The sequence below is a fragment of the Microbulbifer echini genome (assembly GCF_041447225.1).
GTDB lineage: Bacteria > Pseudomonadota > Gammaproteobacteria > Pseudomonadales > Cellvibrionaceae > Microbulbifer > Microbulbifer echini.
The window spans coordinates 87,058-112,439 of record NZ_JBGMEL010000012.1; the positions used below are offsets into that span (position 1 = coordinate 87,058).

At 46.5% G+C, this 25,382-nt stretch carries 23 protein-coding genes; 1 reads left to right on the top strand and 22 read right to left on the bottom strand.

Features of this window, described 5'->3' with window-relative positions:
- Positions 1-56: 56 nt before the first annotated feature.
- From ACCI51_RS13090 to ACCI51_RS13165, 16 genes are all read right to left on the bottom strand, one after another.
- Positions 57-743, bottom strand: coding sequence for a DUF1963 domain-containing protein (locus tag ACCI51_RS13090; RefSeq protein WP_371843946.1), 687 nt, complete (start codon positions 741-743; stop codon positions 57-59).
- Between the two features lie 800 nt (positions 744-1,543).
- On the bottom strand, positions 1,544-1,912 hold the full coding sequence (locus ACCI51_RS13095) for a DUF6559 family protein (protein ID WP_371843947.1): 369 nt from the start codon (positions 1,910-1,912) through the stop codon (positions 1,544-1,546).
- Positions 1,913-2,036: 124 nt separating this feature from the next.
- On the bottom strand, positions 2,037-2,519 hold the full coding sequence (locus ACCI51_RS13100) for a YcxB family protein (RefSeq protein WP_371843948.1): 483 nt from the start codon (positions 2,517-2,519) through the stop codon (positions 2,037-2,039).
- 909 nt (positions 2,520-3,428) lie between these two features.
- The gene (locus ACCI51_RS13105; RefSeq protein WP_299581885.1) at positions 3,429-3,632 is read right to left on the bottom strand and encodes a cold-shock protein; all 204 of its coding nucleotides are present in this window, start codon (positions 3,630-3,632) and stop codon (positions 3,429-3,431) included.
- Between the two features lie 809 nt (positions 3,633-4,441).
- Positions 4,442-5,050 (bottom strand): DUF3885 domain-containing protein, encoded by a 609-nt coding sequence (locus ACCI51_RS13110; protein ID WP_371843949.1) that lies wholly within the window; start codon positions 5,048-5,050, stop codon positions 4,442-4,444.
- Positions 5,051-5,630: 580 nt separating this feature from the next.
- Complete coding sequence (locus tag ACCI51_RS13115) at positions 5,631-6,053, bottom strand: GNAT family N-acetyltransferase (RefSeq protein WP_371843950.1); 423 nt, start codon at positions 6,051-6,053, stop codon at positions 5,631-5,633.
- Between the two features lie 18 nt (positions 6,054-6,071).
- Positions 6,072-6,560, bottom strand: a complete 489-nt coding sequence (locus ACCI51_RS13120) for a hypothetical protein (protein ID WP_371843951.1) — start codon at positions 6,558-6,560, stop codon at positions 6,072-6,074.
- 645 nt (positions 6,561-7,205) lie between these two features.
- The gene (locus ACCI51_RS13125) at positions 7,206-7,751 is read right to left on the bottom strand and encodes a hypothetical protein (protein WP_371843953.1); all 546 of its coding nucleotides are present in this window, start codon (positions 7,749-7,751) and stop codon (positions 7,206-7,208) included.
- 801 nt (positions 7,752-8,552) lie between these two features.
- Entirely contained in the window at positions 8,553-8,789 is a 237-nt protein-coding gene (locus ACCI51_RS13130; RefSeq protein WP_252472607.1) for a hypothetical protein, read from the bottom strand.
- Entirely contained in the window at positions 8,786-9,295 is a 510-nt protein-coding gene (locus ACCI51_RS13135; RefSeq protein ID WP_108732065.1) for a Tse2 family ADP-ribosyltransferase toxin, read from the bottom strand. The genes ACCI51_RS13130 and ACCI51_RS13135 overlap by 4 nt, the downstream gene beginning before the upstream one ends.
- A 776-nt stretch (positions 9,296-10,071) precedes the next feature.
- Positions 10,072-10,656, bottom strand: coding sequence for a hypothetical protein (locus ACCI51_RS13140; protein ID WP_371843954.1), 585 nt, complete (start codon positions 10,654-10,656; stop codon positions 10,072-10,074).
- A 765-nt stretch (positions 10,657-11,421) separates the two neighbouring features.
- A complete protein-coding gene (locus ACCI51_RS13145; protein WP_371843955.1) occupies positions 11,422-11,820 on the bottom strand; it encodes a hypothetical protein in 399 nt (132 codons plus the stop codon).
- A gap of 178 nt (positions 11,821-11,998) precedes the next feature.
- The gene (locus tag ACCI51_RS13150; RefSeq protein ID WP_371843956.1) at positions 11,999-12,598 is read right to left on the bottom strand and encodes a DUF6630 family protein; all 600 of its coding nucleotides are present in this window, start codon (positions 12,596-12,598) and stop codon (positions 11,999-12,001) included.
- A 787-nt stretch (positions 12,599-13,385) separates the two neighbouring features.
- Positions 13,386-14,183 (bottom strand): hypothetical protein, encoded by a 798-nt coding sequence (locus tag ACCI51_RS13155; protein WP_371843957.1) that lies wholly within the window; start codon positions 14,181-14,183, stop codon positions 13,386-13,388.
- A gap of 319 nt (positions 14,184-14,502) precedes the next feature.
- The gene (locus tag ACCI51_RS13160) at positions 14,503-14,826 is read right to left on the bottom strand and encodes a DUF2441 domain-containing protein (protein ID WP_371844027.1); all 324 of its coding nucleotides are present in this window, start codon (positions 14,824-14,826) and stop codon (positions 14,503-14,505) included.
- A gap of 542 nt (positions 14,827-15,368) precedes the next feature.
- Positions 15,369-16,070 carry a hypothetical protein gene (locus ACCI51_RS13165; RefSeq protein WP_371843959.1) on the bottom strand — a complete coding sequence of 234 codons (702 nt, stop codon included), beginning with the start codon at positions 16,068-16,070 and terminating at the stop codon, positions 15,369-15,371.
- 870 nt (positions 16,071-16,940) lie between these two features.
- Here ACCI51_RS13165 and csrA point away from each other — a divergent pair.
- Positions 16,941-17,096, top strand: a complete 156-nt coding sequence (csrA, locus tag ACCI51_RS13170; RefSeq protein WP_371843961.1) for a carbon storage regulator CsrA — start codon at positions 16,941-16,943, stop codon at positions 17,094-17,096.
- 134 nt (positions 17,097-17,230) lie between these two features.
- On the opposite strand, the gene ACCI51_RS13175 is transcribed toward csrA, so the two are convergent.
- From ACCI51_RS13175 to ACCI51_RS13200, 6 genes are all read right to left on the bottom strand, one after another.
- Positions 17,231-17,758, bottom strand: a complete 528-nt coding sequence (locus ACCI51_RS13175; protein WP_371843962.1) for a hypothetical protein — start codon at positions 17,756-17,758, stop codon at positions 17,231-17,233.
- Between the two features lie 550 nt (positions 17,759-18,308).
- Positions 18,309-18,932: a suppressor of fused domain protein gene (locus tag ACCI51_RS13180; RefSeq protein ID WP_371843964.1), complete on the bottom strand. Its 624-nt coding sequence runs from the start codon at positions 18,930-18,932 to the stop codon at positions 18,309-18,311.
- 546 nt (positions 18,933-19,478) lie between these two features.
- The gene (locus ACCI51_RS13185; protein WP_371843966.1) at positions 19,479-22,253 is read right to left on the bottom strand and encodes a valine--tRNA ligase; all 2,775 of its coding nucleotides are present in this window, start codon (positions 22,251-22,253) and stop codon (positions 19,479-19,481) included.
- Positions 22,254-22,400: 147 nt separating this feature from the next.
- A complete protein-coding gene (locus ACCI51_RS13190; protein WP_371843968.1) occupies positions 22,401-23,282 on the bottom strand; it encodes a hypothetical protein in 882 nt (293 codons plus the stop codon).
- A gap of 14 nt (positions 23,283-23,296) precedes the next feature.
- Positions 23,297-23,728 carry a DNA polymerase III subunit chi gene (locus ACCI51_RS13195; protein ID WP_299581932.1) on the bottom strand — a complete coding sequence of 144 codons (432 nt, stop codon included), beginning with the start codon at positions 23,726-23,728 and terminating at the stop codon, positions 23,297-23,299.
- Between the two features lie 89 nt (positions 23,729-23,817).
- Positions 23,818-25,284, bottom strand: a complete 1,467-nt coding sequence (locus ACCI51_RS13200) for a leucyl aminopeptidase (protein WP_299581935.1) — start codon at positions 25,282-25,284, stop codon at positions 23,818-23,820.
- Between the last annotated feature and the right edge of the window lie 98 nt (positions 25,285-25,382).

Below are 25,382 nucleotides of genomic sequence, written 5' to 3' on the forward strand. Positions count from 1 at the left end.
GATGGCTGGTGTAGTAGCCGGTAACTAGAAACTGCCGGCTACTCGATTTGAGCTGCTCAACAACATTGCCAGAGGAACTTACCAATCGTTCCCTCTTTATTTATGAATGCGTATGAAACACCGGAGTCTCCAAAATTGATACTAAATGGAACTGCACAGGAATCTAGCTGCATAAGAAGTGACCAGTCGTCCGCATTTCCGGGAAATTCGTCACCTTGTAGAAAGCTAGGTGTCCCACTAATTTTATTTCCTCCCAGTTTATTACAGTATTTTTCATAGTCCTCGTCAGCTAGGGCTAAGCGTTCTGCTTCTGGAATGAACTCTGGGTCTTTTGAGGCTGAAAGATCAACAGCTAATTCGATGTCTATTGGGTAAAGACCAGTTTTCCCCTTTACTTCAACATAGTTCTGTAAAGTTGGTCCAGTGGTGATATTTCGTACCTTAATTTGAGGCTTACCACCCGGTTGAATAATTACTGCATTCTCGCCACCATCTGGTTCCCATGTTCCATCAACGTACTCATCATCATCTGTCATGAAGATATAGGCCATTTTTCCCTCACAGCCTGGAAATAGATCATTTGTAAGTTTGATCTGACAAATAAAGCGCATGGGAGAATCCATTTCAGAGCTTATTGGCCATTGAGCTTCCTCAAGCCAATTGGGCTGACCGCCAAATTTTGTAACAACATCAGAAATCGGTAATTCAGTTACTTTGAATTTTATTGTATTCCGAGTAATCATACTTATCCTTGTGTACTCTAAACCCTTGCTAATAGGCAGCTGAAATTCAATGTAGGCTGTCTCGTGGAAGCGGAACGGAGTGTACTTGAGCAACTTGGTACGCCCGACGTGGGCGTGAACTAATGGGGTGAAAGTCCCCTGTAGGAAGATCACCGTTTAATGGGCGCCATTAAATGCTAACTACTAGCGAATGGCAACTGCAACACCGTGAGGTCTTGTGGGGAGGAAGCTGCTAGTAAAACTACGAGCTGAAGAATAGGAACATCCTATAAGGCTTAGCCTGGAGACGAGGTGGCTAAGGACACCGGAGCCGGGTGATCTAACGGGTAGGGTAAATGATTCGATTGTGTAGTGAAAGTTCACGTTCTCATCTGAGGAGATTTGTTTATCTTAGTGGTGTGTCCGTTGTTGATGGGTAGGATCACTCCGCTAGCCACCATCGTGGGGGTAGAGTAAAAAGTGGTGGAACACAGCAGCGCCTCGGTCAGTAATGACCAAGATGATTAAATAGAAGTTAGCCGACGGTATACTAGCCAAATGCCAAGATTAATACCTTGGAAACGGCGAAGGTCTGAACCCTAAATCCACGAGTTAAAAGACAGGACTAGCCTACCGATATGTTTCCAGTCCGATAAAGTTGAGGTAGCGCACTGCCATGACACTCAACTCAAATGTAGAGATGCTCGATACTATCGTTGGGCAGAGATTCATAACGGATAGGGTGTCGCACATTGTGGACTCGCTGATGGGCGGTGTGGGGGTCGGTAGCTAAAAACTACCGGTTACCCGATTTAAATGCCTCAATCTGTGCCGCCGCCATCCATACCATGTGAACCGCCACCAAAGTCAGAGCCAACAGATACAACATCGTTACTACTAAAGTTTGCATTTACGTAAAAATGAAGATTTCCTACTTCTCCACGCATTGCACCGTAATCACACACCTCACCAATTTGATGATGATATGCATCAAATTCCTTCTTTGAGCAAAAAATTGAAATCGCGTAACAGGTATAAATAATTGAGAGCCCTGACCTCTCAATCGTAGCCCTTACTTGTTTTGGGCGATACCTTTTAGATTTCCCATAATCTTTCGCTAGTAACCTAGGCAATTTCCGCAAGTACGATTTTATCGCTCTATTTCGTTTTATTCTTCGGATGAACTGCATTTCGTCTTCCTTGTGCGCATTTAACGCCTTGCCAAGCGGCGGCCCTGTAGGGTCGTCGCGTTTGGGCAACTTGTTATGTATTGTATTATCTGTATTGTAGGCACGATTTTAATTTTTATTGAAATCAATGTTTACCCTTAATCTTGGTAACTATCTCGTTAATTAATTCAGCAGGTAATAACGATTTAGACAAGTACTGCTGCCCCCCAGATTTGGCCACCAAAATAAGCCCTAAATCGGTTTCAATAATACGCTCGATATCTGCCCACAACAGAGCTGTTATCGTATAAGAATTCTGTGTTTGGATTCCATCCTTATCTATGGTTAATTTCACTTCACTACCGGCACTTTTCCCAAGCATCTGCCGTGCTAACCACCAAGCTCGTCGAAATCGAATGTGAATCAGTTCCAGCACGCCTAATGCAATTAACATGCAACTTGCGATCTTAGGTTGCTCAGTAAATAACAGTAATCCCGCACCAGAAGATAATAATAATGTAGGAAGAAGATAATTGGGCTTAACGTTTTTCCCATAGGGTAGAGACTGATCATAGCATTCGGCAAGGTAATTTCTAGATAAGGTAAATTGAGTGTTAAAAGGCTGCATAAAAACAACTTATTGTATCTGGTAAATTTGTCGTATCACTACAGTGAGTGTCAGGATGATTCTTTAAGCTAATGTCAATTACTCCACATCTCTCAATAAGACCTCGACTTAGCCCCACATAATTCCTTTAGCAACGGCAAATTACGGAATCGAAGGCGTAGTAATTTGTCCGCTTGCCTAAATTTGGTACGCCCAGCATGGACGTGAACTAATGGGGTGAAAGTCCCGTGTAGGAAGATCATCGTTTAATGGGCGCCATTAAATGCTAACTACCTGCGAATGGCAACTGCAATACCGTGAGATCTTGTGGGGAGGAAGCGGCTAGCAAAGCTACGAGTTTACGGACAGAAACATCCTATGTGGCATAGCCTGAAGGCGAGGTGGCCAAGGTCACCGAAGCCATATGATCTAACGGGTAGGGTCAATGATGCAGCTGTGTAGTGAAAGTTTACGTTCTTATCTGGGGAGATCTATTTAGCTTGCTGCTGTGAAGCTGTCAGCGTGGCTGCTGACTTATAAGTAGGCCCAACCCATTAGCCACCATCGTGGGGTAGACAAAAATGGTGAGACATAGCAGCGCCTCGGTCAGTAATGGCCGAGGTGATTAAGCTGAATTCAGCCGACGGCATAGCAGCCAAATGCCAAGACTAACACCTTGGACAGGGTGAAGACCTGAACCTAAATCCACGAGTTGTAAGACAGGGTTAGCCTGCCGATATGTTTCCGGTTGGATAAAGTTGAGGTATCCCACTGCCATGACACTCAGCCCAAATGAAGAGCTGTTCGATACTATCGTTGGGTAGATATGTATAAAGGGTAGGGAACCTCCCATTGCGGACCCGCACGATGGGTGGTGTGGGGGCCGGTAGCTAGAAACTACCGGCTACCCGATTTATGCTGTTAACTATCTTACAGCGACTTTACATTGTTGGCGCACGGCCCTTTTTGGCCTTGCCCCACAACATATTCTACTTTTTGCCCCTCCTCCAGAGATTTGAAACCACTCATTTGAATTTCTGAATGGTGAACAAATAGATCTTTGCTTCCATCATCCGGAGTAATAAAACCAAAACCTTTGTCACCATTGAACCACTTTACCGTACCTGTACTCATACTAAATATGACTCTTTTTAGGTGATTGCTATTACCTATTTTCGTTATCACCATCACGAAAAAGGTGTCTTAACTATATTTACACATTCACCCAGCACACGGGTGGCCGAAACAGAGCGAAGCGACGTGTAGGCCTTCCTGCCCGTTTTTTTGCTTGGCTAACGTGCTGCTGCTTGGTTCTCCCAGTATGGGCGGGAACTAATGGGGCCCATTAAATGCTAACTACTAGCGAATGGCAACTACAATACCGCGAGGCCTTGTGGGGAGGAAGCCGCTAGCAAAGCTACGAGCTGACGTACAGAAATATCATACAAGGCCTAGCCTGGAGGTGAGGTGGCCAAAGACACCGAAGCCATGTGATCTAACGGGTAGGGTCAATGATGCAGCTGTGCAGTGAAAGTTCACGTTATTATCTGGGGAGATCTGTTTAGCTTGCTGCTGTGAAGCTGTCAGCGTGGCCGCTGACTCATAAATAGTCCCAACTCGCTAGCCACCATCGCGGGGATAGAAAATAAGTGGTGGAACACAGCAGCGCCTCGGTCAGTAATGGCCGAGGTGATTAAGCTGAAGTCAGCAGACGGCATATTAGCCAAATGTCAAGATGAATACCTTGGACAGGATGAAGGCCTGAACCTAAAATCCACGGGTTAAAAGACAGAGCTAGCCTACCGATGTGTTTTCAGTCGGATAAAGTTTAGGTAGTGCGCTGCCATGATACTCAACTCAAATGAAGACCTGCTCGAGATTATCGTTGGGTAGAGATTTATTACGGATAGTGTAAGGGTCGGTAGTTAGAAGCTACTAAGGCATTAGCCAAAATTGGTGTCCATCATCTCTCCATCGTAGTCGAGAAGGTATGAGTTAAATTTCTTGTATAGCTGAGACAGTATGGCCTTGTTGCCAATAATGTCCATGCCTCGAACATCATAAGGCCAAACTTCAACTCCTTTAGTTAGTTCAAAGAGGTAGATGTTTACTAGCGGACATGGCTTGATGCCTAAGCCTTGCGCCATGCTACACCAAAGTAGCTTCTTCAGACTTGATTTGGGTAGCTTTATCGCAATTGTATGCCAGTAATCTTCACTTTCCCCCTCAATACAGCCTTCATCTACCGCTACATGCTCAAGCCAGTGCTCTTTCTCTTTCTCGGGAAATAATCCAATATCTCTAAGTTCACGAAAAGTGGAGATAGAAGAAACTAGGGGTTTGTCACTAAAGATACGGTAACAGGCAACAATCTCTTTATCGAACACTTCTTCACATATCTCGTGAGATTTACGTAATGCTAAGTCAAATTGATCGAGCCAATCTCCACCTAAGGAGAGCTCAAAACGAAGACCTCCTTCGTGGATATAGAACAAAGGTCTTTCGAAAGCTTTTCCGGAAAATTGAGACTGGATAGATTCTCGAATATTCATTGTAGCCTTAACGCCGTCATAACCGGCCGGAGCACACAGTGTGGAGGTCCAGGCAGCTTTGCTGGCAATGGTTGATGGCCCTGGTAGGCCCAGCATGGGCGTGGACTAATGGGGTGAAAGTCCCCTGTAGGAAGATCACCATTTAATGGGTGCCATTAAATGCTAACTATTCGCGAATGGCAACTGCAATACTGCGAGGTCTTGTAGGGGGAAGCGGCTAGTAAAGCTACGAGCTGATGAACAGAAGCATCTTATATGGCTTGGCCTGGAGGCTAGGTGGCCAAGGACACCGAAGCCGGGTGATCTAACGGGTAGAGTCAATAATACCGTTATGTAGTGAAAGTTCACGATCTTATCTGAGCAGATCTGTTTAGCTTGTTGCTGTGAAGTTGTCGGTGTGGCCGTTGATTCAGAAGTAGCGCACTGCCATGACACTCAACTCAACTCAACTCAACTCAACTCAAGTGAAGCGCTGCTCGACACTATCGTTGGGCAGAGATTACGGATAGGAACCGCCCATTGCAGACCCGCACGATGGCGGGTGTGGGGGCCGGTGGCTAGAAACTACCGGCTACCCGGTTTATATGACTGTAAGCGTCATTTGGTAAAATTTATCATCTTCATTTTCTGTGAAAAACCCTAGGCGACCATAAAGTCTATATGCTGGACTACGTTTAAATACTCGTAGATCAATGAACCCTAGATTTTTTTGCCTTGCAAGCTCGGTTACTTTAGAGATAACTAAAGCGCCTAACCCATTGTTTTGTTGATTAGATACAATTTGAATATCTCGTAGTTGACAGCGATTGTTTTCAAATGAGAGTCTAACAATCCCAAAAACTCCATCATCATTCACTACATCATAATTCTCAAGATTTTCAATTGCACTGCGTACATCTGATAAAGTCCAGTCAACGCCATACATGCCATAGTACTCCTGCATGTTGGCAAGAGTAAGTTTTGCAGATTTATCCAAGTCTTTGGTTTTAATAAATTGTATCATTGGTCAAGTCATAACGTCTCAAACACCGGGCGTCGCGACAGTGGCGTCCGAATGATTTAACTTATTAGAAGTGAAGTGGTCAGCAATTTGAGCTTCCACTTCTTTTCTACAAATCTCAATTACTTTATCGCCCACCTCGTCATTGAATGAAGATTTAAATATGCATTGAATAAATACGCCTTTTTCACCAGAACTAAAAGACACATTTTTGTAGCGAAGACCTAAAAATTTACTTAAATCTTGATCTTGGAGCTCTACAACTTCTTTTTGAATTTGATGATGTAAATTGCCATTCCAGACAAGGTTAGCTATGACAGGGGCGGCCTTGAGGTTCTCCTCATGATTCTGACCTCCCTCAACTTGAATAGTATAATTCTTTGAAGTGGATACTTCGCAAGCACCAAGAAAAAGAACGGTTATTAATAAAATGGCTCTCATTTGAAACTCCTTACCTCTAACGCCTAAAGCATCTGTGGCAAAACCAGAGCGAAGCAGCGGTTTTGACATCGGGTGCCTTTACTTGATGAGCCCAACATGGGTGTGGACTAATTAGGGTGAAAGTCCTGTGTAGGAAGATCACCGTTTAATGGGCGCCATTAAATGCTAACTACTAGCGAATGGCAACTGCAATACCGTGAGGTTTGTGGGGAGGAAGTTGCTAGCAAAACTACGAGCTGACGTACAGAAACATCCTATAAGGCTTAGCCTGGAGGGGAGGTGGCTAGGGACAGCGAAGCCGTGTGATCTAACGGGTAGAGTCAATGATGCAGCTGTGTAGTGAAAGTTCACGTTCTTATCTGGGGAGATCTGTTTAGCTTGAAGCTGTCTGTGTGGCCGCTGATTCAAAAGTAGGCCCACCCTGCTAGCTACCATCGTGGGGTGGACAAAAGTGGTGGGGCATAGCAGCGCCTCGGTCAGTAATGATCAAGGTGATTAAACAGAAGTTAGCCGACGGCATAGTGGCCAAATGCCAAGATTAATAACTTGGACACGATGGAGGCCTGAACGTAAATTTATGAGTTAAAAGACTGGGCAGCTTACTGATATATTTCCAGTCGGATAAAGTTGAGTTGGTTCTCTGCTATGTCACTCAACTCAAATGAAGAGTAGCCGGTAGCTAGAAACTATCGGCTACCCGATTTAGCTATGTTTTCATGCATCAGTGTAAATATCAAAAAAAGATCCAAAAATTTGAAGAACAAATCCAATTAGTAAAAAAACGACACCAAGTATCTTTAGACGTTTTTCGGGCGTGTATGAAACACCAGCTACTGGCTCGAATACAAGGCTACCAAACAACCATGTAATAGGAATTATTGTTACTGCTACATATACGTACAAGTAGTATTTGATGGCATTGAAAGAGTTCGAGTCAAATAGACTATTAGCATCTTCTGCACCAATATTTACGATCATGAAAGCCATAATGTAACCGCCAGTTAGAGCTGCAGGAAATACGCCCGAAAAAACTATTATAAATAGTGAAAGTTTATGGGCTATATGATATTGAATCTCTCTAGGAGCAAGAATAGCGTATGACAATATTGATACAGAAATTATATCGTACAGTAGCCCAGTAAGATTCAGTAGTTTATGGGCTTGTAAATTCTCAAGGCTGTTAAAACTATAGCCTACGGCTAAACCCACAGAGATGCTTACGCCGTATACAAAATTCACCAAGTTGTTGATTGTGAACATCCGCTTCACTCCCCTGACATAGCTAACACTTAAAGCACCGACGCAGCTTTACCACGTCCGGTGCCTTTATTTGGTACGCCAAGCATGGACGCGGACTAATGGGTGAAAGTCCTCTGTAGGAAGATCACCGTTTAATGGACGCCATTAAATGCGAACTACTAGCGAATGGCAACTGCAATACCGTAAGGTCTTGTGGGGGGAAGCCGCTAGCAAAACTGCGAGCTGGCGAACAGAAACATCTCATAAGAGTTAGCCTGGAGGCGAGGTAGCCAGGGGCACCGAAGCCGGGTGATCTAACGGATAGAGTCAATGATGCAGTTGTGTAGTGAAAGTTCACGTTCTTATCTAGGGAGATCTGTTTAGCTTGCTGCTGTGAAGCTGTTAGTGTGGCCGCTGACTCATAAGTAGGCCCAACCCACTAGCCACCATCGTGGGGTAAACAAAAATGGTGGGACATAGCAGCGCCTCGGTCAGTAATGACCAAGGTGGTTAAACAGAAGTCAGCCGACGGCATAGTAGCCTAATGCCAAGATGAATACCTTGGACAGGGTGAAGACCTGAACCTAAATCCACGAGTTAAAAGACAGGGGTAGCCTAATATGTTTCCAGTCGTATAAAGTTGAGGTGGCGCACTGTCATGACACTCAGCTCAAATGAAGAGCTGCTCGATACTATCGTTGGGTAGAGATTCATTATGGATCGGGAGCCGCCCATTGCGGACCCGCACGATGGGTGGTGTGGGGGCCGGTAGCTAGAAACTACCGGCTATCCGATTTAGGTGGGGAAACTAAATGCGAAGCGCTACCTTTTTTTGATAGCGATAGATTGAATTTGTTTTAAATCCACAGATTGCTTCTCAGATTTCTGAAAGGTATACAGAAGTTTTTCATAAAACAGTAAATCTTCTTGAAGATCCATTCTTTCATCATCATCTGTTTCTTCAGATTCAATATCTAGCTTCAAAAGACCAATATAGCCTTCCAAGGCTGATCGGATATATGATATTTCTTTATAAGATAATTCTCTTAACTCACTCATACCTTTCTCATCTGTGTTCCGATTTCACTTAGTTTATCAGTGAATTCTGATAATTTCATGCTGTATGCAGGCTGGAAGGCATAGTGAAAATGCCCATGTGCGTCAGGCTCAACATCCTTGGCGATAAGAATTCCCTCTGGTATAACGACATTCTTTGGCACATAATACCAACAGTCATTTTTTCCCATTTTAAGTTTTGGGCTCATAGCATCAAATAAAGAGACACCACCTGATTTTTCTAATACATAAAGCTCATCGTTTTCTTTGAAGGTGATTATTTCATTCCTCTTCGAGGTTTCAATCCCCGTTCTTTTATTAACACTCTTCATTGGGCGGCTATCTTCATGATGCCTTAATCTAGTTATTCTTGTAGTATCATTTTTTCCCATTCGATAAATCATTCGTTTATCAAGTTGCTTTAGATAAACAACCGGTTTAGCTATCCGATGTTGCTCCCTAAATTTAGACATAGCTTCATGTCTAGTTAGTGTAGTTTCCAATATCACTATTTTTTCCTTGTTATATTGTTGATGACGTGATTGCCTAACGAGCCGGCGGCAAAGTCGTCAGATTGTGCGCTTTGGTACGTCCAGTATGGGCGCGGACTAATGGGACGGAAGTACCCTGTAGGAAAATCGCCATTTAATGGATTCTATTAAATGCTAACTACTAGCGAATGGCAACTGCAATACCGTGATGTCTTGTGGGGAGGAAGCCGCTAGTAAACTACGAGCTGACGAACAGAAACATCCTATAAGCCTTAGTCTGGAGGCGAAGTGGCCACGAACCCTGAAGCTGGGTGGTTTAACGGGTAGAGTCAATGATGCAGATGTGTAGTGAAAGTTTACTCTCCTATCCGGGGAGATCTGTTTAGCTTGCTGCTGTGAAGCCGTCAGTGTGGCCGGTGACCGATAAGTAGGCCCAACCAGCTAGCCACCATTGCGGGGATAGATGAAAGTGGTGAGACACAGCAGCGCCTCGGTCAGTAATGGCTGAGGTTATTAAGCTGAAGTCAGCCGACGGCATAGTAGACAAGTGCCAGGATTAATATCTTGGACATGGTGAAGACTTGAGCCTAAATCCATGAGTTAGAAAACAGGGTTAGCCTACCGGTATATGTCCAGTCGGATATAGTTGAGGTAGCGCACCGCCATGACATTAAACTCAAATGAAGAGCTGCTCGACACTATCGTTGGGTAGAGATTTATTACGGATAGGGAATCGCCCATTGCGGACTAGCAAAATGGTTGGCAGCTTAAAGCTGCCAACTACTCGATATGTCTTATTTCTTGACTTTGTGTTCCCTTATTATCTCACCTGTTTCAGAATTCTTTATAATAAATTTTATAGGCTCAAATTTTTTCTCTTCTCGCATACATTCAATATATTTCTCCTGAAGGCTATTAATAGTCTTAATCTCAGTCGGTTTCTCCAGAGTCATATATTCTTTCGAATAATCTTCATATGTTTTGGGGTTACCCTTAGACTGATAAGAGGGGGTATCACTTTCAATTGGGATAGATAAAGCCGCACTGGCCAAATTAAATGATCCATTAATGCCTAAACGCAGAGATAATCTATTTTTAATATATTCAGACATGTGTTTGGTGGATATTCCGTTTAGCTTTGATCGATCATGTACAAATATGTCATTAATTTTGACCCCGTCAGCGTAAACAGTATTTTCACACTCCTTCTGGGCCTTTAAATATTCTGGATGTTTACTAGTCACCTCGCCAAATACAGGATTGAATTGTATACTTTCATATGTATTTTTTACTGGCTTAAATGATTTTTTCAACTCGGTTGAAGCACACCCAGCTAGCCCCAGAAAGGATATTACTAACACCACATTCCTAATAATCACAACTCTTCAATCTCCTGAGATATCATGCCCTGTACAAGGGTAGGCAGATAAGCGGTAGCGTGGCTGTACCAGCGACCAAGTAGAGTGGTTGGTGCAGTTTGGTATGCCTAGCATGGACGCGGACTAATGGGGAAATTCCCCTCTAGGAAAATCACCATATGATGGGCGCCATTAAATGCTAACTATTAGCGAATGGCAACTGCAACATTGTGAGATTTTGTGGGGAGGAAGCCGCTGGCAAACTACGAGCTGACGAACAGATACACCCTATAAGGCTTAGCCTGGAGGCGAGGTGGCCAAGGGCACCGAAGCCGGGTGATCTAATAGGGAGAGTCGATGATGTAGTTGTGTAGTGAAGGCTCACTTCTTATTTGGGGAGATCTGTTTAGCTTGCTGCTGTGAAGCTGTCAGCGTGGCTGTTGACTCATAAATAGGCCCAGCCCGCTAGCCATCATCGTGGGGATAGGCAAAAGTGGTGGGACATAGCAGCGCTGCAGTCGGTAATGGCCAAGGTGATTAAACAGAAGTCAGCCAACAGCATAGTAGCCAAATTCCAGGATTTAAAAGACGGGGCTAGCCAACCGATATGTTTCCAGTCGGTTAAAGTTGGGGGCGCGCATTGCCGTGACAATCAACCCAAGACTTGCTCGACAACTTCGTTGGGTAGAGATTTATTACGGAAAGGGAGCCGCCCAATAACGACTCGCGCGATGGGTGGTGTCAGGAGCGGTAGCTAGAAACTATCGGCTATCCGATTTAGTGCATTTATTCCTCATCTGACATGTCGTAACACGATATAGCAAAATCTACATCAAGTTTTGCTATTGACGACAACTCCTCCCTGCTAAAGCCAAAATTGCATTGATCTTTATAGAAGTAACCTGCATAAATTCTTGTCTCTTCAGCACCACATTCATATAGCTGTTTAAGGTTTACTTCGAGGGCTCGAATTATCCACATCAACCTATCTTCATATGGTATTTCGGCGGGAACTTCTAGCTGAGCAGTACCATAGGGTACAGGCTTACCTCGATAGCGCCCCCTCGGAGAAATCTCACCAAGCTCTAATTTGTCTTGAAGTCTAAGCCCTGTGACATTCTCTGCTTCCTTTGGAGAAAACTTTTCTCCTCGAAGTAGAACACTCAATCTAAGTTCTGAGATCATTAATTCAAAACTCCTATCAAAAAAGACCGCAAATGGGTAGGCAAATAACCAGAGTCCACTGCCATGACACTATCGCTGGGTAGAGATTCATTAAGGATAGGGAACCGGCCATTACTGGCCCGAACGATGGGTGGTCTAAGGGCCGGTAGCTAGAAACTACCGGTTACCCAATTTACATTTATTTACTTGAAAAATAAGTCTTAAGTCTTGCCTCTCTAAACGCCTTTAGAATTTCTTGAGATTTCTCAAGTGGCACAAGGATTAATGGCAAGGAATCAGAATCTTCATCAATAGCAAGAAGCTTAAAGCCTGCTTCGTTTGCGCATTTAAACAAAGAGGGCCATTCACCATCCTGTAGGAAAGTTGCAATGCCATACTTACTTGATCTATAGGAATCCATGATCTCATTGTATGAGTCTGCTGTCTGTAGTTTTTCCTTTGAAAGGATGTTTAATTGTAACAATGCATCATTTGGTTCATGAGCGCCATCTACGTATATAAGAAATTTATTCTTCAGTAAAATTTCTACTACAACGACGGAATCAGACATCTCATCTACTGATTCAATATCTCTCTCTCTGAGTTCGAGCTCATATTTTTTTAAGAATGATTCAGGTGAATTTAAATACAGATTTATATCGGTACTTACCTTCTCACTAGAGTTAGAAATTAATGATACCAAGCTACTTAATGGATGTGTTGGTTTACCAGCCTTCTTCATGCTGGAATAGAGAACATAAGAAGCTAAGAATATGCCAATGATTATGAGTAGTTTCAATGTTGTACCTCATTGTATATATAACACCTCAATCAGCCGAGGCTTTTGCGGTCGGCTGATTGGTACGCCCAGCATGGGCGTTAACTAATGGGGTGAAATTCCTCTGTAGGAGGATCACCATTTGATGGGTTCCATTAAATGCTAACTACTAGCGAATGGCAACTGCAATACCGTGAGGTCTTGTGGGGAGGAAGCCGCTAGCAAAACTATGAGCTGACGAACAGAGCATCCTATAATGCTTAGCCTGGAAGTGAGGTGGCCAAGGGCACCGAAGCTGGTTGATCTAACGGGTAGAGTCAATGATGCAGTTGTGTAGTGAAAGTTCACGTTCTTATCTGGGGAGATCTGTTTAGCTTACCGCTGTGAAGCTGTCAGCGTGGCCGCTGACTCATAGGTAGGTCCAACCCGCTAGCCACTATAGCAGGGATAAACAAAAGTGCTGGGACACAGCAGCGCTTCGGACAGTAATCACCACGATGATTAAACAGAAGTCTGCCGACGGCATAGTAGCTTAATGCCAAGATTAATACCTTGGACAAGGTGAAGGCCTAAGCCCCAGATCCACAAGTTAAACGACAGGACTAGCCTACTGACTGATATGTTTCCAGCCGGATAAAGTTGAGGCAGTGTACTGCAATGACACTCAACTCAAATGAAGAGCTGCTCGACACTTTCGTTGGGTAGAGATTTATTACGGATAGTGAACCGCCTATTGCGGACCCGCATGATGGGTGGTGTGGGGGGCGGTAGCTAGAAACTACCGGCTACCCGATTTATACGCTTTTCGCTAACAGTTAAGCACAGGTGCATATTTATTTTGATCTATTCTAAAGGTAATTAGTGGGATTCGAATCTCTTCCCCATTCACATATACAGTTGGAAATTTAACTGTGAACGCCTCAAGCTTTTCTGTAGATATCACGACTTCCGGCCCCCAGATTCCATAATATTCACTCGTTGAGTAATTATAAGGTTGAGAAAAAAATGGAAGTTCAACTTCAGTCTCAATCCCATCAGAGAAAATAATGGTAGCCAATGAGCTAGAAAAAGTTATTTCTATGGTTTGAGACTTATGCTCAGCAGCCAGCTTCTGCATAAACAATTTTTCATCTTTTGACCTAAAGAGAGGTCGAGAGTAATTTGGATCTGGATGTTTGTAAATTAAAGGGTGTACATAAGCAATCAGTTTAGTTCCTTCTGGGTGACGTTTTGTTGGATGTTTGGCTAAAACTCTAAATACCAGCCAATCGTAATCACCAAGACTAAACTCCAGAACCTGCATTGCTCCAGGACATGCTGGATTCTCTGTACTGTACCATCCAATTGGTGCGTGGGGCTTAAGGTACGGACCAGTACTGCAACCTGATATCACAAAAAACGTGCACAGAATTAGTAATAAATACTTAGTTTTCAAATGTACTCCTGTGTATAACGCTTTTAGCACCAGCACCAGCACCAGCACCAGCACCAGCACCAGCACCAGCACCAGCACCAGCACCAGCACCGCCGGCGTCGGGTGCCTAAACTTGGTACGCTCAGCATGGGCGTGAACTAATGGCGTGAAAGTCTTCTGCAGGAAGATCACCGATTAATGGTTTCCATTAAATGCTAACTACTAGTGAAAGGCAACTGTAACACCACGAGGTCTTGTGGGGAGGAAACTGCAAGCAAACTACGAGCTGATGGGCAGAAACATCCTATAAGGCTTAGCCTGTAGGCGAGGTGGCCAAGGACATCGAAGCCGAGTGATCTAATGGGTAGAGTAAATGGTGTAGTTGGGTAGTGAAAGTTCACGTTCTTATTTGGGGAGATCTGTTTAGCTTGCTGCTGTATTGCTGACCCACACGATGGGTGGTGTGGGGGCCGGTGGCTAGAAACTACCGGCTATCCGATTTATATGTGTACTACTCAATTCTTTGACCTATTGTGACGGGTAACTCAAGTAAAACCTCCCAAAAACAATACGGAAATGGTCCTTGTTGTCCTTTCCAGTAGGCGTGCGCAAATTGGGAGCAAACCAATGATGTTTGGTCATTATTGAGTAAGTTAATATTACCTCTAAAATGCCTATTTTCAGTATACACCTCGAATATGCCTCCTTCTCCACCGCCAAAATTATTTTTAAATAGGCGGGCATCTTCAATACTCTCACAGGCAAAGAAACTTTCGAAGCGAGAGAATAACTCAGGGAAGTGGGCTTGTCTTACATACTCGAAGAGTAGCTCAATCGTTGGGCTAGCAAAACCACCTCTGCTGCGTAGTTTATCGCTTAAGAGAGTGTCCGTCGTTGGTGGGTAGGATCATTAAATCAACATGACCCTATAAGAATGCCGGATTGATATCGTTGTGTTTGGTAAGGGAAATCTCCATTCCCGTAGTCAATCTGTTTAAACGATTTACTGTAAAAAATGTGACCATGTTAGCTCCATGCTGGTGTGAACATATATCGCTCGTACTGTGTTTTATACACATCTTTTAACACTATTCGAAACCTATGTAGAAAAATAGTCCAATCCCCCAGTTAAAGTGTATAAAGTTAAGCCAGTTGGGCTACTTGTTAGCCTGAAATCCCTTGAATTTTACGATAAACCTAGAAGCTTCCATGGTGTAGTGTGCACATTGATTAGATAATCGCCAACAACTCTCGCTGCTTATGTATCTGAGCTTGACTATAATAGATAGTGTCGAAATTCTAGATACTCTTGTAGTGCTTATTGGAGTTGTGATTTATATAGCAATATTTGTGTATAAAACTTAGCTGAGCATTTTGTTATGTATTTTCATTGTGCCCAATCATTGGATTAGGAGAATTGCTCGGAAGTTCTTCTGTACGAGCCTGTGTTTTCCAAACTATTTCTGCTACTTCCTTCACGCGATCAACTATCGGCTTGGCATCTTTACCAAGCTTACCTAAAACAACACCGGCATCTCCAACCATACCCCAGAATCTATCAAGATCTGATACTCGCTTATGCAGCTCACCCTGTAGGTTTTCTAGGCGCCTTAAAAGTCTCTGCTTATGATCTTGCTCTAAATGGTTATTTGCCACAATGTGATCACGAATTTCGTTGATAAGGCTTTGTATGCGATCAAAGTCTCCTTGTGAAAACTCATAAGCAAATGCAGCTTTGAATGCTGTTTGATAGCGTCCTTTATAAGAATCAATTTTTAACTTTATTGAGTGTCCTTCAAAGTGCTCTTTTACCATATTGACATAGCTGCTAAGATTCTTACAGTTTGTATCAATTTCACCTGTCGCTTCTGGAAAAACTATATCTATATAGAGCTGGTTCGTTTCAATTACTAATTCTAAAAAAGAAGCTACCTCCCATAAAAGCTCGTGCTCACTCTCATTCCAGCCGTCATGGCTTTCTAGTTCTCGTAGACGCTGATTTCCCATATTGCAGGCTTCCACAATACCCACAATTGGATTTTCCTCGACTGACCTTATGAACTCTTCACTGAAAAACATTCGTACTCCTTATTAGGGCTGAGACATAACAGTGTATTCAAAAGCGGCTGCATTATATCACCACTCAATATATCCCAAGAGTAGTAAACGCCTCTAGCTAGAAGAGTACATTTGAATTAGCATTCTAGTTAGAGTTGACTAAAAATTACTCTAGTGGATAAATTGCGGATGCATTATATCCAAAAATTTTCCACTCGTGACCTTCGATGTTGACAGTGGAAGAAAACAACAAGATGTATATAAAATCAGCAAAATGAAGCCGCTAGGGATGATCTATTGTTTCTGGGCTCTAAAGTGAAAGGCGAGGGAAGAGTACCAGTCTTAACGGCTATTTTTATACACAACCGAAATTTTCAAAGCGTAAGCCGCGAAAAATATAGGCACGAAAATAATCTTATTGGATTTTATTCAGTTTGTTTCAGTGTCAAAGCTGCGTAAAATCGGTGGATATTTATCGATATTTGGGTCGACATTAAGCAGCCTTCTAAAGGCCGATGCCCAAAGAGCTTCATGAAACCCAAGAATTTTCTAAAAACCATTTCTTCAAAGGAGAACGGTAGCGTGACGTAAGAGTAAGTAAAAGGCGCTGACCCAAGGTGGTGGAACACCCGGGGCCAGCTAACCAAATTGATAATCGACCTATCAAAATGGCTATATGGATCATACGCTAGAAACCCGCTCGTCTTCAATAAAGTGGAGTCCATTCAGTAGTTTGGGGTGTGTCCCCTGGCTCTGGAAGCGTTGCGTCTGCCTTTTCTACCTCTATGCCTACCGTTCTCGCGCTCCACCTGATACTCCCTTAACAGTTACTTTCAAATCCTTCCAATAAGGGAGGTCTACGCATGGTTTGAGTATTCATAGGAAGCAATTATGTTGATCTTAAAGCGCCGGATGGGTGAAAACTTACGGATTGGATCGAGCGTCTCAATTACGGTATTGGAAGTTAAGGGTAATCAGGTAAAGATAGGCATACGTGCTCCCAAATCTCTACCCGTTCACCGTGAGGAAATCTATAGACGTGTCTAAAAGGAGAGGGTGCTGGGGGATGGAGGTGGTTGAGATTACGGGGCGCCCTAAGCAAGGGCGCACGTTGGCGTGTTCAGTTCGCCGGGTGATAGGGTTAACGCCCCTCTTGCCTTGCGTTATTATTGGCCGCGCTTTCATGGCAGATCGCCCTTTATCTTGAGCCAATCACTGTAAACACTTGGCAAAAGAACACCCTGACCAGACAACAATTCGATAGGACCAAGCAGGTTTTTGATAACACGTAAATTTTGCATTGAGCCCATTACAGATTTACCATTACCAAAAGCCATAGCGCTTTTAACAGAAATTGCTTCTTCCCTCGCTGATTTGGGCGTATACGCACCGGCACCAGATCTGAACAATTCGAATATTCTATTAATTGCACGATCACGATCTATCTCATCACCCTGTCTAGACTTTATTGCACGCACCAAAAGATACATTTCCTGCGTGGCAAATGAGCGGCTTTCATTTGGATAGTTTGATTGCAAATGTCGAAGCAACAAAAGTGCGCTGTTTAAAAAATTTAAGCTTACTTTTTCTTCTGGAAATATTCTTGAATATATTGCTGCATAGAGGAAAAGGAAATCGTTTACACCACGACTCAAGTGATTATCTGATACAAGCATAGCTTTAACATAACTATCGACTTGATCAGCCATACCCGCTTCCAACAGTCTAATAATTTCTTTATCCATATTTAGGCAGGATGGGCTTGCGTATAATGCCCACAACAGCGGCGATTGAAGCGGCGGGAGCTTTGCAGGAGCAAAGTGTCCGGTGGGTCAAGTGTACGATGCTTGTGCTGGATATAGGAATTCACATCCTTCCCCCCGCCAAAAAATAGACCAACCACACACCGATGTAGCCAATACAAAGCAAGCCAAAAAAAATCACCGTTGAGAATAGAACTGATCGTTTAACATCGGCAGCACCTTTCACCCAAATAGCGCTAACAACGAATACAATCATCTGGACCGGAGCTGAATACAAATAGTAAACAGTGGCCCATGAATCATGTTCGTCGGCACTTGAAAGAAAGAATTGAGTAGCTACGGCGACTAGGAAAACCGGTAGCCAAATAAGTGCTACGAGCCTGATTGGAGTCAAGATCATGATACTGCGAAAGCCCTATAACACCCGTAGCATGGGCGAGGAGCGCAGCGACGAGTCCAGCCGGAAGGGCGTTTATGGCTGCGTTGGTTATATGATTTATGCCACACTTTCTCGTTCCTTATTTGTGATCAGACCACCTGTGTTACTGATAAGTTTTTGTTTTATCTCATCAGATGATGTTTCTTTTGCAGCCTCTAATTCTGATGGTGTGATACCCACAACCTGAATAAGATCGACTGCCCCAGATTTAATGGCAAAGTTTTCTGGGAAATTCACAGGGTGAGTAAACATCATCGTTTTTATGGAAGTAGAAAGTGCAAGGGGAACACGGTGCCCATAATAAAGGGGTGGAAAATCGCCCATCTGACCGGAAATGAGAAGTAAATTATAAGCCATTAAGGTTTGTAAGACTCCAATTGCCCAATCCGCCTCTTCGTCTGTTTCCAGGACAAACTCTACGCCCAATCCAGAAAACTCTTCTGGTTCCTCAGTCTCCCAAGGGTTGGACATACCAGATGTTACATAAGCCCAGGTATTCCTTGTTTCGGATGGCTGACTCTTGAAAACTCCATGCGTTAACCAGCGAGGATCAACAGCCTTAGCATTCATGCGATCAAAGGTTTCGTTTGATAAAGTATAAATTCCGGGTCCTAGGTCACCAAATATTCCCCTGTATATTGTTTCTTCTCGATCTTTCCAGGAGTCTTCAAGGAAGCTCATACTTTTTCCTTCATATAACAATTATATAGTAATCAATCTGATCACTATTATCATGATTACCATACTGGAATCAATCTAACGAGGAGGTGCGTAAGACCCTGAGGAATCAGAAAACTACATAAAAGCCTGAACTCTCGTCCCAAATGCAAAATGATCACTTTGCCTACTATCCCCAATGAATAGACTTTCTCTAACTCACTGTTAGACCTAGAGCTTCAATTAATCAGGATCTTTATAAAAAATAACAGCCAACAAGCCGATTGAAAATCATGTTGATTTCTTATCAGGTACTTTGGAGGGTTGAAAAATGGAGCGGTGCCTGAAGCGTTTTCGCGGGCTTTAGGTCGTATACCATTTCGGTAAAGCTGACAAATTCATAAGCGATGCAGGTACATTGAGCACATACTCGGGTTCTGAAGTTGATAGAAAATCGAAAGGCACTAGGGCTAGAAGGGGTTGTTTGATTTATATCAAAAAAAGAAAAGGGGGCAGAGCCCCCTTTTTTAAATCAGATCCGCTCTTTAATGGAGCGGATTACCAGAACCATTAAAGGTTACTGATTTCTTCAAGTTGCTGTTGCAGACGCTCGTGAGCACCTTTCATTTCCGCGAGTTTGTCCTTTTCCTTGGCAACAACGGCTTCGGGGGCTTTGTCCACAAACTTGGGATTGTTGAGCTTGCCTTCGACCCGTGCGAGTTCTTTGGAAAGTTTATCAATCTCTTTTTGTAGACGGGCGCTTTCGGCTTTAACGTCGATCAGGCCGGCCATGGGCACTAGCAGCTCCAACTCCCCTACCAGGGCGGTAGCGGAAGCGGGTGCGGATTCGCCGCTTTCCAGCCAGGTTATCCCCTCAAGGTTTGACAGTTTGATTAGAAGATTGCGAGACTGCTCTAGTAGTTCTTGATCTCTCGGAGAGCCATTTTTGAAGAAGAGAGGAATATTCTTTTTCTCTGCGATCTTCATTTCACCACGGATATTACGGATGCCGTCAGTTACCTGCTTCAACCAGGCAACAGCCGCTTCCGCTTCTTCGTCGATCTTGCTGTTATCGGCTTCCGGGTACTGCTGCAGCATAATGGTGTCACCGTTGGAACCGGCGAGGGTTTTTACACGCTGCCAGATTTCTTCAGTGATAAACGGCATCAGTGGGTGAGCCAGACGCAAAATGGTTTCCAGTACGCGGATCAGGGTGCGGCGGGTGCCTTTCTTCACTGCGTCGGAGGCGTTGTCGTCCCACAGTACCGGCTTGGATAGTTCCAGGTACCAGCTGCAGTACTCACTCCAGATAAAGTCGTACAGTGCCTGGGAGGCGAGGTCGAAGCGGTAGGTGTCCATGGCTTCGCGCACGGTGATTTCGGTGCGCTGCAGTTGGGAAATAATCCAGCGGTCGGCAACAGTCAGCTCGAAGTCGCTACTGTTGTCCTGGCCACAGTCCTGTCCTTCACAGTTTTGCAGAACGTAGCGGGAGGCGTTCCAGATCTTGTTACAGAAATTGCGGAAGCCTTCGATACGGCCCACGTCAAACTTGATGTCACGGCCGGTGGATGCCAGTGAGTAGTAGGTGTAGCGCAGGGCATCGGTACCAAAAGCAGAGAAACCTTCGGGGAAGTCCTTGCGGGTTTGCTTTTCGATCTTCTCGCGCAGGTGAGGTTGCATCAGACCAGAGGTACGCTTCTCTACCAGGGGCTCCAGGTCGATACCGTCGATCAGGTCGATGGGGTCGATCACGTTGCCCTTGGATTTGGACATCTTCTGGCCGTGGTTGTCGCGCACCAGGCCGTGTACGTACACGGTGTTAAACGGTACTTCTTTCTTGAAGTAGAGGGTCAGCATCATCATGCGCGCGACCCAGAAGAAAATAATATCGAAGCCGGTGACCAGTACGGAGCTGGGGTGGAAGGCTTTCAGTTCTTCGGTATCTTCTGGCCAGCCCAGGGTGCCGAAGGTCCACAGGCCGGAGGAGAACCAGGTGTCGAGTACGTCGTCGTCCTGGCGCAGGCTGATATCGGCGCCCAGGTTGTGCTTCTCGCGCACTTCCTCTTCGCTGCGGCCAACGTAGACTTTGCCGTCGTTGTCGTACCAGGCGGGGATGCGGTGGCCCCACCACAGCTGACGGGAAATACACCAGTCCTGGATATCGCGCATCCAGGAGAAGTACATGTTTTCGTAGTTTTTCGGTACGAACTCAACGCGGCCATCTTCAACGGCGGCGATGGCTTCATCGGCCAGAGGTTGGGTTTTTACATACCACTGGTCGGTAAGCCAGGGCTCGATCACGGCGCCGGAGCGGTCCCCGTGGGGTACCTTGAGGGTGTGGGGCTCTACTTTTTCCAGCAGGCCGAGGGCGTCCAGGTCATCGACAATTTGGGTGCGCGCGGCAAAGCGCTCCATGCCCCGGTATTTTTCTGGTACCGCATCGTTCAGGTTGGCGTCGGCATCGAGAATATTAATCATCTCGAGATTGTGACGCTGTCCCATTTCGTAGTCGTTAAAGTCGTGTGCCGGAGTGATTTTTACACAACCGGTGCCGAATTCGCGATCGACATAATCGTCGGCGATGATGGGGATTTCACGGTCGGTCAGAGGCAACTTGATGGTTTTGCCGATGAGCTTTTTGTAGCGCTCGTCTTCGGGGTGTACCGCTACAGCGGTGTCGCCGAGCATGGTTTCCGGGCGGGTGGTGGCCACCACCAAATGGCCGGAGCCATCGGAAAGCGGGTAGCGGAAGTGCCACAGGTGGCCCTGCTTTTCTTCATTGAGCACTTCCAGGTCGGAAATGGCTGTATGGAACTTGGGGTCCCAATTGACCAGGCGCTTACCGCGATAGATCAGGCCGTCTTCATACAGTTTGACAAAGACTTCCTGGACCGCTTTGTAGAAGCCGTCGTCCATGGTGAAACGCTCGCGGGACCAGTCGGGACTGGCGCCGAGTCGGCGCAACTGGCGGGTGATGGTGCCGCCAGATTTTTCTTTCCACTCCCACACTTTTTCAATGAACTTGTCACGGCCCAGGTCGTGGCGGGAGACTCCCTCTGCCGCCAGTAATCTTTCTACAACCATTTGCGTGGCGATACCGGCGTGGTCGGTGCCCACTTGCCACAGGGTGTTGTCCCCCTGCATGCGGTGGTAGCGGATCAGGGCATCCATGATGGACTCCTGGAAACCGTGCCCCATATGCAGACTGCCGGTGACGTTTGGCGGTGGGATCATAATGGAGTAGGGCTTGGCCTCAGTATCCCCGGAAGGCTTAAAGTAGCCGCTCTCCTCCCAGGTCTTGTACCACTGCTGTTCTATGGCGTTGGGCTGGTATGTTTTGTCCATGCGGGTGGGAAACCTTGTGTTGACTGACTGCGGGCGCAGCATTTTGGCTCAGGGTAGCCTGGCGATTGCTTTGTCTGCGCGGAAAAGGCGGCAATTATACCGCTGGGAATATGGTGGGCAAAAGGCGGGTTTGAGGCTAAATCGCAATCAGTCCCAGATCTCCAGGCCGTCGACGACTTTTTCAATCTGCGCGCGCAGCTTTCGTTCCAGCGGTGGGAGCTGTTGTGCCACCAATTCTTCGATCAGGGCATCTCGCTGGCGTTCTTTCTCCGAGGGCTCCAGTTTCTCAGCGGGGCCTTCCCGCTCCGCCAGGGCCTGCGCCATCACCAGTGCCTGGGTGCGGGTGCCGGCACTGGTGGCGTCGATGGCCTCGGGCTTGTCTGGGACTTGCTTTTCGCTCGCGGGGATACGGCCGCCGGTTAAGCGTGAGCGTATGTGGGCTGGCAAAAAGGGATTCTCGGGAGCAGGTTTGGCGCTCTCCTGGGAGGCCGCTTCGGCGGAGGCGGCATCTTGTTCAGTTTGCCCATTGGTCGACTGGGGGGCACTCTCCGGATGCTGATCGTCTTCAATAGATGGGTTGCCGGAGGGAGCTTGTGCCTGGGGCTTTTCTGCTTCACTCGAGAGGTTTTGCAGGGGGCGCAATAGAGCCAGGTCGGATTCCGCCAGCTGAACATCGCGATTCTCGGGAAGCTGCTCATCAATCGGGGCGAATAAAATCGGTAGATCTGTCTGTTCTAGAGGCACTTCTTCCTCCCCCCCTTTTTCCACGGCCTCTTCCTTCACCGAGGGGAGAGATGCCTCGGAGCCAGCCTGTAGCTGTGGCTCAGCGGAAAGAAAAGCCATATCTGCAGGAGAGGTCGGTTTTTGTACTTGCGGCTTGGCCGAGCCGGCTATCTGATTGAGCAGGGGGATTTCCTCGAGGTCATCACTGTTGAGGAGATCGTGCAGTGAATTCAGCTCATCGAGAAGTTCGCTGGACTGCTTGCGAGGTTGTCCGCGTTGCTTGTGCTTGTTCTTTCGACCGGACATGGGGTAGTCAGTGATTACAGGCTTTGGTTGATCTTATGGGATTGTAACGGATATCCGCGATCGCGAAAGTGACTAAATCGTGATCGTGAGCGCTGCAGGGAGTGGGTTTCCTGTACAACGATTTCGGCATGGCGCTCAAAGCGGCTGAACCAGTTGGGGACTTTGCGGCAAAGGTTGATGAGTAAACCGTGGTGAACACCTGGATCCTCACCGCAGTTAACCTCAATGGCGGCTTGCTCTCCCTTTGCCTGGCTGGCGTGGGGCAGGAAACTATCCTCGCGAAAGGTCCACAGCAGTTGATCGAGCTGTTCTGCGCGCTCCTGGTTGTCGACCGCCAGCAAAACTCGTAAGCCACTGCGATAGGCCTTTTCCGCCAGGCGGCAGGCGAAGAGATCCGCTTGCTGGGCTTGGTCGGAGGCGAGGATGTAAAAATCGATTCGGGTCATGCTGGTTTACATTTGTACTGTGACGACAACGGCCCACAAGGGGCCGTTTCGTCAGCCACTCGGGGGCGGCTATTGTGCGCTCTTAGCACTTATTTTCCCAGCAGGTATTCCACCAGAAGGGGGACTGGACGGCCTGTGGCACCTTTGGCTGCGCCGGATTTCCACGCACTGCCGGCGATATCCATATGTGCCCAGTTGTATTCTTTGGCAAAACGGGACAGGAAGCATGCCGCGGTAATAGAGCCAGCTTCGCGGCCACCGATATTTTGCATGTCGGCAAAGTTGGAATCCAGGGAGGGCTGGTACTCGTCCCACAGGGGCATTTGCCAAGCGCGGTCACCGCTGGTCTCGCCGGCTTTGAGTAGGTCCTGAGCGAGCGCTTCATTGTTGGCGTAGAGGCCGGTGGCATGGTGGCCCAGTGCGATCACACAGGCTCCGGTGAGGGTGGCGATGTCGATCACCGCGCGGGGCTTGTACTTGCCCGCATAGGTGAGAGCATCACAGAGTACCAGGCGACCCTCGGCATCGGTATTGAGGATCTCAATCGTCTTGCCGGACATAGAGGTGACGATATCACCGGGCTTGCTGGCGCGGCCGCTGGGCATATTCTCTGCGGCGGCCACCAGGCCCACCACATTGATGGCCGGCTGCAGCTCAACCAATGCGTTGATCACACCGAAGACGCTGGCGGCGCCGCCCATGTCGTATTTCATCTCGTCCATGGCCTGGCCGGGTTTGATGCTGATGCCGCCACTGTCGAAGGTGATGCCCTTGCCCACGAGCACGATGGGTTTCTCGCTGGTTTTGCCGCCTTTGTAGTGCATGGCGATCAGGGCTGGGGGTTCGTCGCTGCCCTTGGCTACGCTGAGTAATGCACCCATGCCCAGGGTCTTCATTTTTTTCTCGTCGAGAATGGTGGTTGTCAGCTTGGTGTGTTTTTTGGCCAGTGCGCGGGCCTCGGAAGCCAGATAGTTCGGGGTGCAAATATTTCCAGGCAGGTCGCCCAGTTCACGTGCCACGTTGCTGCCCACTGCCTGGCCCGCGCCGATCTCCATGCCCTTTTGGATGGCTTTGAGTTGCTTGCGTTCAGGGGCGTGCAGGGTGAACTTTGTCAGCGGGTAGGGCTTGGCATCGGTGAGACACTGGGTGAAACGATAGGTGGCCAATCCCGCGGCCAGGGCAATTTGCTGGGCTTGCCAGGTTTTATCGGCACCTTCCACTTCCAGTTCACACAGATAGCTGGTGGCATCTTTGAACCTTTTAACCGCCGTGGCGCTGGTACTGGCCAGTTTGCGAAATTCCACCTGGGTGATATCGCCCTTGCCGGTGCGCACAACCAACACGCGTTCACTGGGGCCATCCAGCAGGTCGATCAACTGGGTGCTGCCGGGTTTTACGCCCAGGTCGCCGCGCTTGAGAATTTTGCTGATAACGCCCTTGCTAAGCTGGTCGAGAGCTTTTCCGCTAGGGCTTAAGCCGTTTTTGGCATCCGCTGAAATAATGGAACAGGCTGCGCGCTGCTTGGCGATATCCGAGACCTTTGCGGAGAACTGCATTTTTCGCTTTCCTTAAAATCTGACAATAGATTGCATGGCTCTGGGCCGAGACATAGCAAGAATTTTTAGTGATAATGCGTCGCACAAGTTTAACCTGC

Coding starts and splice junctions, on each gene's coding strand:
- ACCI51_RS13090 (WP_371843946.1), bottom strand. CDS start 743: ATGATTACTCGGAATACAATAAAATTCAAAGTAACTGAATTACCGATT.
- ACCI51_RS13095 (WP_371843947.1), bottom strand. CDS start 1,912: ATGCAGTTCATCCGAAGAATAAAACGAAATAGAGCGATAAAATCGTAC.
- ACCI51_RS13100 (WP_371843948.1), bottom strand. CDS start 2,519: ATGCAGCCTTTTAACACTCAATTTACCTTATCTAGAAATTACCTTGCC.
- ACCI51_RS13105 (WP_299581885.1), bottom strand. CDS start 3,632: ATGAGTACAGGTACGGTAAAGTGGTTCAATGGTGACAAAGGTTTTGGT.
- ACCI51_RS13110 (WP_371843949.1), bottom strand. CDS start 5,050: ATGAATATTCGAGAATCTATCCAGTCTCAATTTTCCGGAAAAGCTTTC.
- ACCI51_RS13115 (WP_371843950.1), bottom strand. CDS start 6,053: ATGATACAATTTATTAAAACCAAAGACTTGGATAAATCTGCAAAACTT.
- ACCI51_RS13120 (WP_371843951.1), bottom strand. CDS start 6,560: ATGTCAAAACCGCTGCTTCGCTCTGGTTTTGCCACAGATGCTTTAGGC.
- ACCI51_RS13125 (WP_371843953.1), bottom strand. CDS start 7,751: ATGTTCACAATCAACAACTTGGTGAATTTTGTATACGGCGTAAGCATC.
- ACCI51_RS13130 (WP_252472607.1), bottom strand. CDS start 8,789: ATGAGTGAGTTAAGAGAATTATCTTATAAAGAAATATCATATATCCGA.
- ACCI51_RS13145 (WP_371843955.1), bottom strand. CDS start 11,820: ATGATCTCAGAACTTAGATTGAGTGTTCTACTTCGAGGAGAAAAGTTT.
- ACCI51_RS13165 (WP_371843959.1), bottom strand. CDS start 16,070: ATGTTTTTCAGTGAAGAGTTCATAAGGTCAGTCGAGGAAAATCCAATT.
- csrA (WP_371843961.1), top strand. CDS start 16,941: ATGTTGATCTTAAAGCGCCGGATGGGTGAAAACTTACGGATTGGATCG.
- ACCI51_RS13175 (WP_371843962.1), bottom strand. CDS start 17,758: ATGGCTGATCAAGTCGATAGTTATGTTAAAGCTATGCTTGTATCAGAT.
- ACCI51_RS13180 (WP_371843964.1), bottom strand. CDS start 18,932: ATGAGCTTCCTTGAAGACTCCTGGAAAGATCGAGAAGAAACAATATAC.
- ACCI51_RS13185 (WP_371843966.1), bottom strand. CDS start 22,253: ATGGACAAAACATACCAGCCCAACGCCATAGAACAGCAGTGGTACAAG.
- ACCI51_RS13190 (WP_371843968.1), bottom strand. CDS start 23,282: ATGTCCGGTCGAAAGAACAAGCACAAGCAACGCGGACAACCTCGCAAG.
- ACCI51_RS13195 (WP_299581932.1), bottom strand. CDS start 23,728: ATGACCCGAATCGATTTTTACATCCTCGCCTCCGACCAAGCCCAGCAA.
- ACCI51_RS13200 (WP_299581935.1), bottom strand. CDS start 25,284: ATGCAGTTCTCCGCAAAGGTCTCGGATATCGCCAAGCAGCGCGCAGCC.